At 41.9% G+C, this 16,235-nt stretch carries 15 protein-coding genes; 3 read left to right on the top strand and 12 right to left on the bottom strand.

Translation table 11 applies throughout. From position 1 onward, the window contains the following. Window positions 1–1,602: 1,602 nt before the first annotated feature. The 12 genes from trhC to C2U43_RS28485 all read right to left on the bottom strand — a co-directional run bounded on the left by trhC (window position 1,603) and on the right by C2U43_RS28485 (window position 13,577). Window positions 1,603–4,284: an IncHI-type conjugal transfer ATPase TrhC gene (trhC, locus tag C2U43_RS28540; RefSeq protein ID WP_040113303.1), complete on the bottom strand. Its 2,682-nt coding sequence runs from the start codon at window positions 4,282–4,284 to the stop codon at window positions 1,603–1,605. Between the two features lie 8 nt (window positions 4,285–4,292). Continuing rightward, a complete protein-coding gene (locus C2U43_RS28535) occupies window positions 4,293–5,243 on the bottom strand; it encodes a TraV family lipoprotein (protein WP_015063108.1) in 951 nt (316 codons plus the stop codon). A 9-nt stretch (window positions 5,244–5,252) separates the two neighbouring features. Beyond that, window positions 5,253–6,005, bottom strand: coding sequence for a protein-disulfide isomerase HtdT (htdT, locus tag C2U43_RS28530; protein WP_185757620.1), 753 nt, complete (start codon window positions 6,003–6,005; stop codon window positions 5,253–5,255). A gap of 105 nt (window positions 6,006–6,110) precedes the next feature. Beyond that, on the bottom strand, window positions 6,111–6,617 hold the full coding sequence (locus tag C2U43_RS28525) for a hypothetical protein (RefSeq protein WP_015063106.1): 507 nt from the start codon (window positions 6,615–6,617) through the stop codon (window positions 6,111–6,113). Between the two features lie 8 nt (window positions 6,618–6,625). Then, on the bottom strand, window positions 6,626–7,984 hold the full coding sequence (gene trhB, locus C2U43_RS28520; protein WP_022652153.1) for an IncHI-type conjugal transfer protein TrhB: 1,359 nt from the start codon (window positions 7,982–7,984) through the stop codon (window positions 6,626–6,628). Next, window positions 7,974–8,414: a plasmid transfer protein HtdO gene (htdO, locus tag C2U43_RS28515; protein WP_015063104.1), complete on the bottom strand. Its 441-nt coding sequence runs from the start codon at window positions 8,412–8,414 to the stop codon at window positions 7,974–7,976. Before htdO ends, trhB begins: the two co-directional genes overlap by 11 nt. 1 nt (window position 8,415) lies before the next feature. Further along, a complete protein-coding gene (locus tag C2U43_RS28510; RefSeq protein WP_015063103.1) occupies window positions 8,416–9,654 on the bottom strand; it encodes a TraK domain-containing protein in 1,239 nt (412 codons plus the stop codon). A gap of 2 nt (window positions 9,655–9,656) precedes the next feature. Next, on the bottom strand, window positions 9,657–10,442 hold the full coding sequence (locus tag C2U43_RS28505) for a TraE/TraK family type IV conjugative transfer system protein (RefSeq protein ID WP_022652152.1): 786 nt from the start codon (window positions 10,440–10,442) through the stop codon (window positions 9,657–9,659). A gap of 11 nt (window positions 10,443–10,453) precedes the next feature. Beyond that, window positions 10,454–10,771 (bottom strand): type IV conjugative transfer system protein TraL, encoded by a 318-nt coding sequence (locus C2U43_RS28500; protein ID WP_022652151.1) that lies wholly within the window; start codon window positions 10,769–10,771, stop codon window positions 10,454–10,456. Between the two features lie 51 nt (window positions 10,772–10,822). Beyond that, a complete protein-coding gene (locus tag C2U43_RS28495; protein WP_015063100.1) occupies window positions 10,823–11,176 on the bottom strand; it encodes a hypothetical protein in 354 nt (117 codons plus the stop codon). Between the two features lie 289 nt (window positions 11,177–11,465). Further along, window positions 11,466–11,651: a hypothetical protein gene (locus C2U43_RS29525; protein ID WP_032610388.1), complete on the bottom strand. Its 186-nt coding sequence runs from the start codon at window positions 11,649–11,651 to the stop codon at window positions 11,466–11,468. A 1,050-nt stretch (window positions 11,652–12,701) separates the two neighbouring features. Continuing rightward, window positions 12,702–13,577 (bottom strand): RepB family plasmid replication initiator protein, encoded by an 876-nt coding sequence (locus tag C2U43_RS28485; protein WP_015063098.1) that lies wholly within the window; start codon window positions 13,575–13,577, stop codon window positions 12,702–12,704. A gap of 541 nt (window positions 13,578–14,118) precedes the next feature. Between C2U43_RS28485 and C2U43_RS28480 the strand changes: the two genes are divergently transcribed. From C2U43_RS28480 to C2U43_RS28470, 3 genes are read left to right on the top strand one after another with little or no spacing between them, the layout of a single operon-like run. Beyond that, window positions 14,119–15,192: a hypothetical protein gene (locus C2U43_RS28480; protein WP_022652149.1), complete on the top strand. Its 1,074-nt coding sequence runs from the start codon at window positions 14,119–14,121 to the stop codon at window positions 15,190–15,192. Window positions 15,193–15,209: 17 nt separating this feature from the next. Beyond that, a complete protein-coding gene (locus C2U43_RS28475; protein ID WP_022652148.1) occupies window positions 15,210–15,410 on the top strand; it encodes a hypothetical protein in 201 nt (66 codons plus the stop codon). Further along, window positions 15,407–16,126, top strand: coding sequence for a hypothetical protein (locus C2U43_RS28470; protein WP_015063095.1), 720 nt, complete (start codon window positions 15,407–15,409; stop codon window positions 16,124–16,126). Before C2U43_RS28475 ends, C2U43_RS28470 begins: the two co-directional genes overlap by 4 nt. Window positions 16,127–16,235: the final 109 nt, after the last annotated feature.

Below are 16,235 nucleotides of genomic sequence, written 5' to 3'. Positions count from 1 at the left end.
ATACAGGCACCCGAACAGCATCCCGCCCTGGGCTGGCGATTAAGGGGGTTAAATGTGTTCCGGCACCCGGACAGTATCCCGCCTAGAGCTGGCGATTAAGGGGTTATATGAATCAGTTCCCGGGAGGGATCTATACATGACCTACGATAAAAGCAAAACAACATTAAAGTTTGGTTGTAAGAACTGAAAAGTACAAAGTTGAAATATGAAACGCGGGTTGGACCTCTCTAACGTTAGTGGTAATGACTTATGGTGCAAACATAAATCTACATATTTATGGGAAGCTGGTTAGACGACGTCCGGTCTGAAGCGCACAGACTGAAAGAGTACCGTGTGGTTCGGCGTGAACCCAGACAATAATGTTAATTCTTCGCAGCAAAATAAGAGGGCGTTCTCACAAAAGTTGTGGAGACTTGTGCAGATTACTTCTTCTGAAATCTCGTAGGCCGTTCTAATTATCTCTATGTTACTAACATTTAATTTCCTTTACCTTTTCTAGTGTTTTCGAAATAAGGTTTCGGTGTGCTAGAACTTTGTTGGAATTTAAAGCCTGGACTCTAATACCGGGCAAAAGAGTAGAATATGCCAGGCCCCCGCAAAATTTTCGACGGCTAAGGCGCCATTCAGGAATGAACTAAATCCTTCCTGCTTACCTCGTGATCCAAAAGATGGCATTCAGAATACTAAGAAAGCACGCCGAATCTGAGCCTATAACCCTTTGGCTAAATTATGCAAAGCAATGTTACTCAACACCCGGGATAAACTTTAAGGTGTTTATATACCAATTTTGGAGATTAAGGCGCACATACCCGGCGGAGCGAATTGGTTGGATCGTCAGTAAATTGTTTTATTAGGAATAAACTTCCCCAATTTCAAGATGCGAATTTCAGGTTTTTTGGTAAATGGCACTACGCTTGTTTTACAGATAGCAACCAGTTACAACATCTCGATTAACCATATTCTAGTAATCACTTGAAGCTGAAAATGGTTGACTATACCAACCTAAATAGAAGGCATTTCATTTTAGTTCAAAACAAAACTGCAACTTAATAGTTATGGTTGGTTTAGATAACCACAAATACGAAAATTGACTAACAAAACAAAAAGAAACCAACTCACAAATATTATCTCTAACTTGTTAAACAAACCAACAAGACATGAGTTATTGTTTGTTTTTCAATGCCTTACCAAACTTTAAATCGATACATAAGAAATTATGGGTTGCTTAGCTAACCATAAAGATAGTGTTTATATCTAATATACAGTAGCGCGACAAATTTGGTTATCACTTGCAACCACAACATCCGTATCCAAGGCAGGAAATTTAGCTCAGCACAGGCCGAGCATGATTAAACATCAGCCGTATAAAAGCTACATCACCAATCAACTTAAGTAGAAGCCCCAGAGAAGCCAATCAACAGTATCTACAAATAAAATTTAGGGATATTTAGGGATATTTAGGGGAGTTAATTCGATCCAGAAATTCTGAACCTGAACAATTGTTGCGGGGGAGGGCAGTGTAACACAGTTAAAAACCTGTATTTTGAGTAAAGTACGGATACCTCATCCAGTAAAGATGAGGTATCCAGTACTACTTAAACGTTATGCAGCTGCATTGCTAGCAACTTCCTGTTCATACAGTATCTCAATTGCTTCGCCGTAAGAGCAATCAAGACGGCTTTGTATTTCCCATAGCTTTCCACGGTCGGTACTGTCAGTCGTAAAACAAAGCTCCATTTTCCTGTCTACATAGAGGCGACATATCTCCTGGAAATTCTCGAATCGGACGAGCATCTCAGAAAATGCACGCTTTATCGTTCGTATGTTTTTCATACGCTCATATACAGCATCAGTCGTGGAGAAGTAGTTATTAGCCTTCATGGCTTCTATGCTCTCCTTTTCCTGCTTCATGATGATCTTCCACGGCGAGTTGGCCGTCAGGGCTCGACCTACCGAGGAGGTGAAGTAATCTTCAAAGGACTGGGTAATACAAATACCAGCACAGTTCGTTTTCCTGAATCGGCGCCAGGCAGCTTCAAGGAAAGATGAGAAAAACTGATTTGACTGATTACTGGAGCCTGAAGCATTATCCGGGCGAATATACTCCCATGCCTCATCAAGGATGAACAACCGGCGGCGACCGTCCTTTTTGATAAACATTGCATGCTGAGCAGCTTGAATGATCGACATGAGCACGACTGTCTGGAGGTGAGGGGTACCCTTCAACTCTTCAAGCTCAAGAACTATAAACCGACTACCGAAGTTTATTGGCGGGAGCTTTTCGGTAAATCGATTTCCGTAAATGCCTCCTTCACACCATTGCCCTAATTGCTCACCGATATCTTTAATACGCTTATCTTCATGGGCAGAACAGCGGCGTGCAAATCCTGTAATAGAGCCTGTACTTCCGACTTTACGTGATTCGTTATATTCATCACCAATCAGTTGAAGCATGACCGATTGTTGAAAGTCGTCAATATTTCCTTTTTCAGATGCCATTATTTTTAACTGATTCAGGACCATAATGGTCTGTGCAACTTTATCCTTTTCTTCATCGTTATTATTTGAGTCGTCATTGAAAACAGGCGCTTCATCAAAAACTCGGTCTGCAACAGTGACATCGGTCAAAAATGCGAACGGATTCAGAGTAAAATCAGGCTTTTTACCAAAATCTATAAACTGACTATTTGTATATTGCTCCGAAATACCCTGATACGAGCGACCAACGTCAACTACAAAAATCTGGGCTCCATCAGGGTCAAATGCATCATAAGCATTGTTTTTGAAACCTTCAAAAGTATCACGATAATGGATCAGATTATTAGAACGCGGCCCTGCACCAAGATAGTTATTAATGATGTATGCAACCCAGAACGATTTGCCTGCACCAGAAGTCGCCCCAACAACCATATTATAGCTGGCAGAAGTCTTGAAGATATCAAGCCCCAACAGCTGGCCCTCTCGTGAGACGAGGTTAAGTACAGGTCTGTCAGTATTACCTTTCCATGGGCCGAATAGAGGGGTCATATGCGCTGCACCAGTATTACTGACTACCTCAAAACGGTCCAGATCTAGTATCGTCTTGGGGTCATTACACATTGGAAGGCAAGAGACAAAAGATGGAAAGATGATGTATGAATCATCAGCCACTTTAACGCGACTTTCCAGATAAAATGATTTTAACTGGTCTGCGGCAGACTGGACATCTAATGCTGAATTCCCCATGACGGTAAATGTCAGATAACTGTGTAAAAGACGGGCCCCATCTTCCAGTTCACGTGTTACCGCCATGTAATCATTATCCATGTCCTTCAGTCTTGGACAAAACGTTAAGACGGTTGGGATACTAGCTTGTTTGTTAGTAATTGCCTTATATCTGACGTTATCTCTAGCTAATTTTAAGGGATCGGCGAAATGGACTGTTTGAGTTATCATAAATGGGCTAAATATAGTTTTACGCCCATTCATCCAATTCACTACAAGTTCATACATGCTTCCAAAATTTACATGTTCTGGGAACTTGACCACAGATAATTGTTTGAAATAACGATGTTCAGAAACATCAGTACTCTGCGTTGTAGATGAAAAATTATTTTCAGTTACTGTATATTTTCGCCCCGGAACATTTAGCTGTTCGTTAAGACGCCTCATAGTGTTGACTTCAACATGACCTTCAGCCCAACGTGATGTTTTTCCCGGATGCATTAATTTATCCATGCAATAAAGCCAGTTTTCGGCGCTAACTTTATGTGGAAAAAGGCCCAGTGTGTTCAACTTACTGATTAGGTCAGAGTACAGTGCATCGATGCGATTAATTTCAATTTCAGTAGGAAGCGCAGATTTCAACGGAATAGAAAATGACATCCAGATCTGAAAGTCACGAAGCATTAATTTATCATGATCCGGTTTTAAGGGTTCATTTAGACTTCTATCATAATAATCCAGCTGGTAGGCCGTGAGTAAGTCCCCCTTAAGCTTATCATGTCCTTCCATTCGACCACCACGAACTGCCGACCAGGCACTTAAATGCAAGGTCAGGTCCGGCAGTGCTGTTAATGAGGTCTGACAGATAGTGTCAGTAGGAAAATCCATTTTAAATAATTCAGCTAACACATCCTGCTGATTATCAAAAACACCAGGTGAGGGGTTACAAATAAACATAAACCCAAGCCGATTACCGTCTATTAGAAAATAATTCGTGCCAGGAATCTGGTCGTATACAGGAATAAACCCACCAAACTGGTGGCGACTTAATTCTTTATTATAGATGTTAGCAGATTTCATTCGCGACCTCAGAGTTGTCTGATAATACCGTTAGACGAAACTGCTTTCGTTGCTCGCTGTTGCTGTTGCATATTTTCACGAGCGGCATCCTGAACTTGCAAAGGAACTATTCGCGCCGGATTTGATGTCGAATTTTTACCCGCAATCCAAGTTTGGGGTTTGACATTCACATAGACAAAGCCAGGCAGGTTTAAAGCGTCATTATCGTCCGTGTATGGTGCAAAGGTGATTCTCATGACGCGGCCTTGCTGAAGTACAGCAAGCGGTTCTGGAGCTACCACAGCCTGTTTATACCCTTGTGTACGGTATTGCTGGATCTGGCCAGAGCTGAGCGTAGGGTTTACAGGCTGTCCATTATTAACGGAGTAAAGGTCTTTACTAGCACTGATATCGGAATTTGGCGCAACGTAGCGCGGTACAGGTGCCGGAGATACAACCTGTGTTGTTTGCTTCATGACATCAGCAGTCGGATGGATAAAAGGGTTACCGGATGCACCTGTTGAGCTGTAGCTCGTTGTCATCCTTACATTAGAATTAACTGGAACGCCGCTTATCGGCCGTGGCCCGATTGTTGATGTTGGCGCGCCCATTTTTAATGTCTCATCGTACATAACGGGGACTTGGCCAGCAGGTTTAATTTGCGTCGTCTTGTATGTCACAGGCTTATTTACCAAGACGGCAGACTTAGGGTATTGCACAGCGCCAGGCGGCGAAATTTGGGCAGGGTACTGGCTGTCATTGACAGCCGATTTCTCCTTTCCCGAATTAGCTTCTTCCTCCGCAAGGCCGGAAAGATCATCACGGTTATTCGTTAGTTCCATAACTTCACGAGGGCCTTTACAAACGACCCCTTTTTCAATTCCCGGACATTCTGATTCTGAGCTGCCGATAGTACAACCCGCTAGGTATGAAGATGAACCAACAACCAGAGCGCTGAAAATAACTTTTTTAATGTTCATTTCATTACCTTAATTAGTAGCAAATGGGTTTTTGAGTAAGGGTTCGACACTTTGTTTTAACCATGAATCAAAATCTTTCGGTATGCCATTACCGGCAAGTCCGTCTTGTCTCACAACTGAAGGTACGCCCTGTAATTTATAAATACCTGCCAGCATCAGAGATCCTACCAATGGCTCAGCCGGACATGTTTCTGCCTCTTTTTTTGTCAGGAGCCTTTGTTCTATATCGGTCTTATTTCCCATAAGCCAACGCAAGATATCAAGGTCATTCACTTTGCCTTTTTCTTTACTGCACCATAGTTGACGTAATTCTTGCTTTGGCTCACCGGGGGAGGGGATTAAAATGATGTCAACCCGGTATTTTTCTCTTTCGTCATAGAATTTTTTTATTAAATCTTGGCAACCATCACAATCAAGCGTGATAAAAATAGCGGCTTGTCTTTTTAGTTTTGGGTTTCCTAAAGGGATCAATGCCACAGTATCAAGAGGAAAGGGGGCGTCGTCTAAATTAATAAAGTAGGATTTTCGTACATCTTCTACGGATAAGACTGACTTTCTCTGAAGAATGTCCATGACGCTACCACCCGTTATTGTATAACGTCCATCAGTGGTCACAGCCATCAACTGCGAACGTTCATCCTGGAACAGATAAAGACCTCCAGTCGGGATGTAAATAACATCTTTAGGCTTATAGCTTTGCATTTTCGCCAGTACGCCCTCTAAAGGTTTCGTGGACACTCCACCTTCTTTTGCTTTTTCCATTAATGCAGCTGCATCAGTGTTGTTTAATACATTTTCAGCAGCATTTGTAAGGGGTGGACACACTGTGATCATAGAGACCAGCAGAGATAAAAGTAACTTTTTCAATTATCGTATCTCACTTTCTTTTGTTTCGCCTTGTAGAGATTGTACCTCACCAAAACTTCCACCAAGGTCGATATAAGAGACTATTTGAACATTATCTGGAATTGTTACTGCTAATGATGCATCAATAACCAAATAGCCACGAGAACGGTAAACTTTCATTAATGCTTTAAAGTAATTTTCAAAGTTGTTTTTAGACTGTACCAAATCCGGCTCAGGATTCTGCTTATTAAATTCTTTCCTTAAAGTTTGCATATCAAGTACTGCAATTTGGTAGGACGGATTCGACATTGCTTTGACGCTTTCATAAACAAAACTCGCCCCCTTGTATCCATAGATCACGAAAAGCACAGCTAGGCCAGCTAGCATCAAATACTTGAGGGTTTTCTCGATATCTATTTCCAAAGTTACTTTTTTGGTTGTACGTATACCCCCAACAGGTTTAGCCGCCTCAAGCTTCACGTTTTCAGCAGAATCACTTTTTGTTCCTGGTTCAATGTTATTTTCCATAATTAACCTCAGCGACTCGTCAGGTTTGTAGGTATTGTTGCGCCTGATTGAACGATAAACGTAATTGGGCGCCCTGGGCTAACTTCGACTATTGGCCACTGCTGCTCAGCAATTGATGTGTAGTAGTCCACAAGACGGTTTAGACCGCCCTGAGCTGCTCCGGCTCCGGCCAACGCTCCTAATGCCCCGATGTTCGGCGATTGGTATTCAGCCGTTGAGTTAGGATCGATATTTAACGAAGACACCTTAGATGGGCTCAGACTACCAGCCAGTGCTGACAGGCCTCCTGCAAAAGCAGAACCTGCGATCGCATTTCCATTTCTACTTATCAGATTTCCACGAATACCATTTTTCCCGTCATTTTCACTAACTGCGTATGCTTCCAGTTTGACGTCGAAAGCTTTTCCTTTCGAGTTCACACAAGATATTGATGTTGCCCGAATGTATGCTCGCTGTGACGCCAGATCACCCACAGCTGAACCCAACAAATTACAATCCCGCAAATCCATCGTGAAATTGTTTGGCATGATGATGTCTTTTTTAATACGCATAGTGACTGGCATGGGTTCAGCTTTAGACGACAGACTCGTTGGGGCTTCCAGACCATTAATTAGCACCCCTGTGATAATTGACGTCGCTGGGAGAAACATTTCGTCTTTACGTGCCGCATGCCGAGCTTTACTGTCTACAGGAGCGGTCCCGTCGCCGCGAATAGTTCGTGTCGGGGCTTTGTCACCGCCAGCAACGACCTCACGCCCCTCTCTTATCCGGCTTTCGGATATCGGCATAACCTGAATGACACCATCAGAACCATTTGTCTTAATTGAACTCTGCGTGATAGTCCGCATTGGGCTATTTCGGGTCGGTGTGATCGGAGCGTATCCGGAACTAGCCCCATTCACCGCAGCATTTGGATTTAGCTGGTATGGCGTTGCTGGGGCCTGCTCATTGACGTTTTTGCGTGACCCACCTGCGTCGAGATTACGATTACCGTTTCGTGAGGTCTGCATGTCAGTCAACTGCGTCGAGAGCTGCTGGACTTGTGAAGCAAGGTTGGCAATCTGTACTTTGCTTTCTTGCTGGGCCTTTTCAGCTTTATCACGATCTGCCTTTGCCGCATTCTGATCAATGCGGTTCTGCCTGACCATTTCGTTATAAGTCTTCTGGCTTTCCTCGTTACTCAGCTTAGTCATTTGTGAATCATCAATCAGGAACCCAGTTTGCATATCTTTTTTCTGGGTTTTCTTCTCTTTTTTAACCGGAGTGGAAAAAATTGATTGACTAATAACGATAATCAATACAATCAACGCAGCACCAATTACTGAGATTCTGACAGTTTTATTTTCCCAGGCATTTTTAATGTCCATTATTAACTCCACTCTTTGGTTGCTGGAAGCGCTTAACTTTCAAATTTCGTTCGTTTTCTGTCATCTGAGGCACGATATAAGGTTCACCCGCCCTGGGCCATTTATCTTTAAAATTCAATCCTGAATTATCGGATTCAACAGGGGCAAAATCCTTACCATTATTAAGCGAACCAACTTCTTTAATTTCCTTAACTCCGCGCCGACTTTCAAACTCGGTTGAGCTTCCAACGAATTTTTGCGCAAGGGTAGGGTCGCTTATAATTATCGTATGTTCTTCAAACGCATCGTCAACTGTCTCACCCGGTCGGTGGTCATCGGGAACTATATTCACTGTTCCTTTTGGAATGTACTCAGTTTGGTAGTAATAACTGGTACCCAAAAAAACGACTAGTCCAAATGAGACCCCTGTAAGAAAAGTAGCTTTTCTCATTTTATCTTTTAATCAGGCTTGGTCGTGTGGTTACACGAGTCTGGCGCTCTTTAAATAATTTATCCCGCACAATGTAAAGCTCGGTTTCCTCTCCAGGCTGAAGAAATGCTTTATCGAACAAAGCACTTGCAATTACTCCTTCAGTTATACATTGCTGATCAGCGACAACTTGTCCGTAAGGCTTGTCATTTTTAACAAGAATGACATCTATCAATTCCCTAGATCCCACAAGTCTTTGCCCTAACTTTGAATACATATTGAAATTACACGGGGACTGCTCTGAGCTCGGTATACGTGACAAGCGGTCTTCTTGTAAACTAAAACCAGAAGGAACCTCACCTAGCGCAACCGGAGTCAGTAAATCAATGATCCGCTGTTTATGGTCATCCTGACGAGGGTCAGATGGTGCCAACTCTTCTGACTGGGATCGTGCCAGCATCTCATCATAATTATGTTTATCCAAAGATGTCTCACGTTTCGCCTGCATTGTCGGGCTCAAAGAAGTTGTGACCGAAATCATTGCACCAGGAACATCCAGTGGAACCAGTGTCAGGTTATAAGTCGATTCAGGCACTGAATCTTCTGAAAGCATTATTCCAATTGGCTTATCCGTGTTTGTTGAAATAAATACATCGCCGCCGTTAACGAAAATACTGGCTTCATCACCTGGCGTTGAAGTACTTACAGATGCGTTTTTAAATGAAGTTGAAATTCTGTTTTGCAGACCCCGTGAAACTGGCAGTACAATATTCCCACCCGGTGGGACGTTTACTCGCTGCACTTCTTTGTAGCGATTACGAGCCTCTACATATAACTCATCTGCTTTTGAAGGGGCCCCGGTGCTTTGTGCATTTTGTTGAGGCTCTTTCCCTGCCGGTCTTCCGTAACTATCAAAATTTCCGGATTTAACCTGTTGCTGATAACCGACAAGCGTAGGGTTTTTTGACAATGCGCCAGTTATCTCATTGACAGCTGGGGAGGCACTACTTGCAGGTGAAAGACTTGGTAGTTCAGTGGTCGGTTTTGTTGCTTGTGACGTCTCAGGCGCGGGGCCGGTGCCAGATTCTTTAATAATCGCATTTTTCACACCATTCTGAAATTCATCTGCCCCGACAGGCATAACAACCGGGTTATTTACTGTCGCCGGTAACTGATAGTCTTCAGCAAAGACTACATTCGAAGTTGCCAGCAAGATCATTGCTGTAATCGCGTGACAGCGAAAGCCCTTTTTAGAAGTCATAATTAGTTACCTGTAGACGGCGGGGGATTATCGAGTGTTGCCAGTTGTTCTTTGCCGTTGATTGTAATTTTCTTAATATTTGGTGTACCAGAATACTGATTTACATAGGCTATGCGTGGTCGTCCGTTTTTCATACCCAGCACCCATTCAAACGTCCATTTTGATGATTCTGTTTTGTCCGGAACATTAATCAAACGCGTTGATTTCGTTCCCCAGACATAGACCATGTCATTTTTGGTGTCATAATACATATCGATCGGTTTAAATGACTGTTCAACACCACGAGCTTGCATAATATTGGTCTGCTGCTGTAATGACTCACGGGTTTTCGCCTGTAAATCCGGAGAAAGCGCATCCAATATGGTTGTTGTTACAAAGCCTATGTTTGTTGGGTTTATGTTCCCAATTAAAGTACTGAAGAATAAGGCCCATTGAGTTTTATATGACTCTGAGGCTTTATTTCCCACAACTTTAACTTCTTCCGTCATATTAGGCGGAAGCACAATAGTCACAGGATCGGTAAGAAATTGATTTTTTACCACTAAAACTGCGATGACTAATATAGCAATTGAATTCACACGTAAGAGTTTTTCGTCACGTTTAATCAATGCACTATAAGTAATTCCAATTTCAGAAGCTTCAATCTCTTTACTAAAGCGAGCTTTAGAATCCCGAAAGCGTCCTTTTGAGTCTTCGCCTCCATTTTGCGAAGTCTCGTCCTTTTTATCAAAATCGCCATTACTGGCACTTTTAATGAATGGAATTTTAAGCTTGCTGAGAAGTTTCATTCTTAGCTCCATCAAGAATAGAGGTTTCTGATAAATGGATCGGTAAAGTAACGACTACTAAACACTGATTTCCCTGGAAACAAGCCGAACCACCACAGTTTGTGTTTGAGTTTTCCTCTAACTCCTTCTTCAGCTGCTTTTTTATATGCAAACCAAAACACAACCGCAACAACTACAGAAGTTATAAAGAAATCAAAAATATTACCACTCGCGATAGTCACGAATGTTATACCCAATTGCTTTGCATCCCAGAATAGAATCAACAAAGGCATATTAATTCTGTAAGGGAAACGATAGGTATGTGGAGGTACCTCGTACTGACTTGTCATAAAAACTCCAGAGAGGGGGAATATCCCCCTCATCGTTATTGTTCTAACAAATCACAGCGGGATACCAGCATCCAGGAACGTGCTGATAATTTTTTCACCGTTTGCCATAATCAGCATCATTAATGCTGAAACCAGCGCCAAACCAAGGTTAGGTTTTACAACGCCGAAATAAGCTACGGAGAACAACATGCCGCAAGCGATGATTTTACCCGGCGCACCAGTTAATGCTTCGCTCATGTAGGCCCAGATATCGCCGAAGGCTCCGTCGTCGGAACCCGCGTACGCTAAACCGCAACTTGCTAAAAACAGGAGAATAAACAAAGGCACTTTTGCATGTTTAGACTTCAGAAATGCAAAAGCGTTAGTTTGTTCTCTTTCAACGTTAGTATTCAATGTCAGTTCCATAATTACTCCGTGTTGATTTGAGTTCACGTAAACGCATTTGCATAATACTTTTTATTTTTCTTTCATTTTTCTGTTAACCACCCTTTTTTTCCCTTAATTGCGCCTGGTGTTTTTTTAGCCTATGAATGTCACATGTGAATACCGTGTGTATATCGGATTGAAGAAGGTGAGGCAGGTTATTTTTTCTTTATAGGGAAGAAGTTCATCGTCTATCTCTTCACCATTTTTGTGATAACCATCCAGTCCGATATTTGAGAAAGCTCTGTGTAAGGATGTCATTCTAAAAAAGTCACTTTTCCCATTGATACAAGTGCTTTTCAGCCACATCCTGTGTGTCGCCCCATTCATGCAAATGCTTTTCAAACAATGCGCCTTTTCCAGCCTCATTCATGCAAATGCCTTTGTAGCAAAGACACATATCCGAAACCCATTCATGCAAATGCTTTTCGACCAAAGGAACCTTTTCCGGGCTCATTCATGCAGTTGCTTTTCGACCAAGGGCAACTTTTACTATTCCATTCATGTAAATGCTTTTTGGTGAAATTCAGCTATCGAATCCCATTAAGAGAGGTACTTTCAGTCCAAAGGCACCTTTTCAGGTCGATTCATCCAAATGCTTTCCGGTCAAAGACACCGTTACGGCGCCATTCATGCAAATGCCTGTCAACCAAAAGCACCTTTTACTATCCCATTCATGCAAATGCTTTTCGACCAATGCCCCGTTTGCTGCACCATTCATGCAAATGCTTTTCGACCAATGCCACCGTTTGCGGCCCCATTCATGCAAATGCTTTCAGCTAAAGGCACCTTTTTACTGTCCCATTCATGCAAATGCTTTTCAGCTAAAGGCATCTTCCCGCCTCATTCATGCCAGGGGTTTCCAACGTAGGCACCTTACACAAACTCATTCAAGCAAATGCTTTTATACAAAAGGCACTTTTCTGTCGCCATTGAAGCAAGTGCTTTTCACAAAGGTCACTTTTCTCCCCCCATTGAAGCAAATGCTTTTCACCACCACTATGGGATTTTTAAACGATTTGCTTTTATTTTCATGAGGTTATGTTTACTTATGGGACCTCTGTTTTGAACTGGATATTTATCAAAACGCCTCTGTTCTAATCATGTCCCAGACAATTACAGGCTTTAATTTTCTGTGCAAATCTCAGTGTGACATGAGAAGGACAGGGATTTTTCACGTATAGCCACTATGCACAAACGTTGATGGGTAGTTTTATCTAAAGGCATCTGGATGAATGACTTCTGATTAAATCATTCAAAATCAATTGCTTAGTATTCGTTATCTAACTCAGTGAAAATTAGTTAAATAAAGCATTCGATCGAATGCTCAAAATTCCCAGGGTGCTTAAGCAAAAGTAAGAAAGGAAGCAGGGAAGCAGGGAAGCAGGGAAGCAGGGAAGCAGGGAAGGGTATTCATATCAGCAGAGGCGTCCAAAAAAGCATTTGGATGAATGCCCGTACGCCTCATTACATCCAAAGTTACTTTTCTGCGAACTGAACCAGAGGATCAGCTTTGTTTTGCCAGAGCAAGCTTTGGACTTCTCTTAAAAATCTGGAACTGAATATCTCTACCTTTCTTAACCTCTTGATATTCAAGGTATCCTATTGATTTTAACTCCAGCATAGCCTTTCTGATGATCTGGTTTTGAGTACGTACTGGAGTCGTCAAAAGAAGCCGCTCACGCAAACGCTTCATGTTAACGAATAACGTTCCGGCAGGCATTGCCTCAAAATAGATGTACAGGCTCTGTGCAGCTTCTTTTTTGGCGAGAACCGACAGTACCTGTAAGCTTAATAGGGTTTTATGATCATACCGGTAAAGCTCCCACATCGAGGGATCACCCACGAGCTCTACTGTGTCCTTCTTAGGGTCAATCATAGCTTTCTGCACAAGGTGTGTGACAGTGAAGCGTTCAGTTTTAGAATCACGGAAAGAAATAACAACGGACGCGAGGTTTGCCAGCGCTTCCTGAAATCGTGAACGGGTTCGCTTGTTGATATTTGTAGAACTGATACCACACATTTTTGCAAACTCATTGAACGACAATGTTATTTTCTCGGAGGCGAATCCATATTTACTGAACGCCATAATGCACCCAAGCCAACACTTGAAGTCCGTGGACATCGAAAGCTTAAGGCCAGTGATCCGGATGTCATCGTATCCTTCTGACCGGGCCAGTTCCATGCTCGACAACTCATCAGAAGCATCAACCTCAAAATTTCTGAATCGCTTCTCTTTAGTTCCCACCGGGGTAAAAACACTTAAGCGCAGTAAAGCAATGGGTTGGACCGATTTCGAAGAGTTTGGACTCAGTTGATAAGTCCTCCCTGTATCCGTGTTGGTCACATCAAACGGATGTGCTAACTCATTGTTATCACTCATTTAAACTTACCCACCATGTTTTTCCCTTTCTACATTTAGCTGTGAATAGATTATTCGTCCAAATGCTTTTCACGCATTAAACTAAATGCCTTTTCAATTCAAGTAAATGCTTTTCTTATTCGATCAAATGCTTTTCGCATGCACCTGAATGCCGGATCATTGCTATTTCTTTTAAAAATCATCACGTTACAATGGTCGTGATCTTTATTGTTCTCTATTGATCTCTATTGATCTAAAGAATTGATCTATCTTGTGGAAAACGGGGATAAATTCCCTCTGAGAAAGAGCTCTGGCCCTACAAATTTAGGATTGGATACAAACCCTGTATAGAATGCAGCCGGGAAAAATATCAGTTAGCATGAAGTTATTAAGAAAGATAAATTCAAACTATTCAGATTTTCTTTTTAATTTAATTTTTAAAACAGTCTATTTTTGAATTAGTAAGATACCTAACCACTAAAAGAAATTTTGTTTTTTATGCCTTCAGAGTTGTTTGAATCTGAGAGCATTAATGTATCATGTAATAAAAAAAGGTGCTTATATGAATCATTGCGACTATCAGATTATTGAAATCAGCCCAAAAGATCTTATTATCGAGCCTGGATTTAATCCACGGGAAGCGGTAATCGGTGATCTTTGTTACGAACAGGAGCCAGTAAAATCGGCAATTATTTCTCTCAAGCAAGCCTATAAAGAGGGGCGACGTGTTGATTTAATTAAGGTAGTAAAGAAGGACTCCAAGTACGTTGTCCGGCAAGGGCATTGTCGTTACAGAGCATTATTGCTTGCTCTCGCGGAAGGAGCTGACATCCAGCTCTTTTCAGTCGTACTTATGCACTACAAGGATAAAATCGAAGAATACCTAGAGAACCTTGATGGGAACAGGAATAACAGTCTCAATCCCGTTGCACTAGCTTACGCACTCGCAGAGACCCTGAAGCTTGGCTCTACCGTTGAATCCCTTGCTATGCGCTATCAGCGGTCTGGCACAGCGATTCGCAATCAGCTTAAAATCCTTGATATGCCTTTAGAACTGCAACGTTTAATCAGCCTAAACCTTATTAAAAAAACACTCGCGATTGAAATCATGTTGAAGTATTCCAATGATCATGCAAAAGTCCTTGCACACTTGGAGTCCTGTTCTTTTTTAGTGCCATCTTCTGGCGTACTTGATTTATCGAAACCAACAACCGTTGAAACAGCAACAAACAGTGAGCCACTCGAAGAACAGGAAAAACCTCCTGTACATATTAACCCTAAAGACATTAAAACAAAGTCTATCACTCGCAGTTCGTTAGGTATTAAACGTCTTTCACATAAAAAAACTGAACGGTTAAAAAATGAATTTATTGGTTTGATTGATAATGTAGGGTCAACAATGTCAGACAATAATAAACTGACAGAATTAATTTTAGACGGACAGCATTCTAATTTATTTATGAACGTCAGTAACACTTTAATCACAAAAACAAATGAAAGTGTAAAGATCACTTTAGATGAAGCAAAACTTCAACTTGTATTAAGTCTTCTAAATGATGAAAATACTGCAATCATCATTCCAAAATCTAAGGTTACAGAACTGAACGAAATTCGTGACCTTTTGACAAATGAGTAGATAGCTGAGGATAATTTATGGACAAGATTGTACATTTTACCGTCATTAATACTTTTAACGATTTACTTATTGCGAAAGCCTCGCTCGACCGTAACATTGTTGAGATCAACGCTGGTAAGCGCTTTGATCATTTTGAAGAAGGACATGATCAGTATGTACAGAAAGTGACTGACGCTTTACTTATCGTGGAGGGACGTCTGGAGAACCTTAAAAAATGAAACATTCAATTTTTTTTACTCACGATGGTTATTTATTGCCAGCGGTCGTAAAGCCTTTCCACGGTAACGATGGGCACTATTATGCCATGATCACACGTGAATGCTTTGCCTGCGGAGGGACAGGAGAAATCGCAAACGCCGTCTGCGTGACATGTAATGGAAGCAAAACGTCACCGGCCACAGAGGAAAAACTGGTACTGAAAGAGGGCATCGAATTTCTTGAAACTATCCCGGAATTTCGCTGCAATCCCGATCTAGACGCTTGGAAACGTAGGCACAGCGGGCACCTGGCATTGTTACAAGCCGATAATTCTAAGTTTGCAGTAAGCATTTCACAGCAGTTAAACAACAATCTCTTTTTAACAGTTCGTCAGTTAGAATCTTTCTACTCAACTTACCAACCCGTTTCTAAAGATTTGCCAGAAAACGCTGATGTACCTGTTGAGCATTCTTTCAGCATTGGTGATGTAGTGAGTATTGATATCATTTTTACAGAAGTGCGAGCTGCTTTTTCAAAAGGCTCCCACAGCTACTTTTTTACTTTTACAGGCAAAAAGCAGAATGATGGATTCGCATTAACAGGTAATGTGCAGGATCATGTTTTATTGGGGCATAGCTATCATCTTTCCGGAAGGGTGAGAAAGATCCACTATTTTGACTCTGTGCCCTACGCATTACTGACGGTGTTTAAATTAACCACAAAGCCTAGTGCGTAGTGAACAGAACTCCCAAATACAGGGTGTTTATTCATTAGCCACAGGCTTTCTGCACTGTCGTGCCGACTCACTCACGTCAAATTTGTTGCTCACGCATCGGGTTTTTACC

The sequence above is a fragment of the Citrobacter freundii complex sp. CFNIH9 genome (assembly GCF_002903305.1).
GTDB classification, from domain to species: Bacteria; Pseudomonadota; Gammaproteobacteria; order Enterobacterales; family Enterobacteriaceae; genus Citrobacter; species Citrobacter portucalensis.
This window is presented reverse-complemented; position numbering and strand designations above follow the sequence as displayed.